The 1,685-nt window shown below is 43.9% G+C and carries 2 protein-coding genes; both read left to right on the top strand.

The window, feature by feature from the left end:
• A partial coding sequence (locus tag A3766_RS24950) for a sigma-54 dependent transcriptional regulator (RefSeq protein WP_068643180.1) occupies positions 1 to 1,172 on the top strand: 1,172 nt, incomplete at its 5' end.
• Positions 1,173 to 1,414: 242 nt separating this feature from the next.
• The coding region (locus tag A3766_RS24945; protein WP_197479731.1) for a flagellar hook-basal body complex protein FliE at positions 1,415 to 1,685 on the top strand (271 nt) is incomplete at its 3' end.

The raw sequence follows: 1,685 nt of genomic DNA, 5'->3' as shown, positions 1-1,685 counted from the left end.
CTGCCTATGGTCAAATTAAGCTGGCTGTTGAAGCTATGCAAAGTGGTGCCGCAGACTATTTAGTAAAACCTTTCGAACCAAAAACCTTAATTCAATCAATTATTAAAATTTTGGGGCTTGGTGATACATCTGAAGAAAAGTCTAGTGATGAGAAAGGGCCTGTTGCTGAAGATCCATTCTCTAAGCAATTTTTTGAAGTCGCTCGCAAAGTTGCTGAATCTGATTCGACAGTAATGATTTCAGGTGAAAGTGGTACGGGTAAAGAAGTATTGGCGAGATATATTCACGAGTCATCATCGCGAAAGAACAAACCTTTTGTTGCTTTGAATTGCGCAGCAATCCCAGAGAATATGCTAGAAGCAACACTGTTTGGCCATGAGAAAGGGGCTTTTACCGGCGCGTATGCAAGTTCGCCCGGTAAGTTTGAGCTTGCCAATGGCGGAACCTTATTGCTAGATGAAATATCTGAAATGGATCTAGGCTTGCAGGCAAAACTACTTAGGGTTCTGCAAGAACGTGAAGTGGAGCGAGTTGGCGGAAGAAAAGCGATTCCTTTGGATGTACGGGTATTGGCGACGACAAACCGTGATTTAAAAGAGTACGTAAACGAAGGAAAGTTTAGAGAAGATTTGTATTATCGTCTGAGCGTGTTTCCCATGGCCTGGAAGCCTTTGCGAGAGCGTCCTATGGATATTTGGCCGCTGGCTAAACGCTTGCTTGCTGAGCATTCTAGCAAAATGAAGCGTGAAAAAATGGAGTTTGGTGAGGGTGTAGAGACTTACTTGTCTCAATACCATTGGCCGGGAAATGTCCGAGAGCTTGATAATGCGATTCAGCGTTCGCTGATTATGGCCTGCAATGGTGTGGTTAAGGTTAGCGACCTATGCTTGGATTTATCCGAGTCGGCTAACTGGATACTTGAATCCAAGCAAGAGGTTCCGACTGAGCAAGTTAGGTCGGTGCAGGTCGAGGTTGAGCCAAACTCTCGAACAGGTTTAGGTAAAGATCTAAAGCTTCGAGAATATCAAATAATTATCGATACCTTGCGTCAAGAAAATGGCAGAAAGAAGAATGCTGCCGAGAAGCTAGGTATTAGCCCAAGAACCTTGAGGTATAAGCTTGCTCAAATGAGAGAGCAGGGTATCGATATTGCAGCTGAAATGGCTGCCTAGGTATCGAATTGAGTGTACGGGTGGCTCTGCTAGTTGCCTGTTACAACAGGATTTCGTCAATCTGCTGATGATCTGTATGGGAGCGTATGCTCCCTTTTTTTGTTATTGCTAAGAATTAGCAATGCTATCATGTTAAACCTTCCAATCTATCTATAATTTCAGCTTGTCTGTGAATTGGCCCGCTTTATGCATTTACTAACTTAAGCGTATTTTTAGTAACGAAATTTTGACAAGGGGGATGTATGTCTGGGATTAACTCCGTAGGGGCTAGAGCAGATATCAATCAGGTGCTGGCTGAGATGAAAAATCTGCGTGCGCAGGTTCAGAAAACTCAGGTTCAGACTGAAGAAATATCTCCTACAAAAATTAATGCCACCCAGGAAGCGAGCCAAACACCTAAATTCAGTGACATGCTGTCTAGTGCGGTTGGCTCGGTCAATGATACACAATTAAAAGCGGGTCAAATGGCTAAGGCTTTTGAGCAGGGTGACCCAAGCGTTACGCTTTCGCAGG

The organism is Oleiphilus sp. HI0132 (assembly GCF_001635845.1).
The sequence above is the reverse complement of the archived record's forward strand: the minus strand, read 5'-3'. Positions and strand labels throughout refer to the sequence as shown.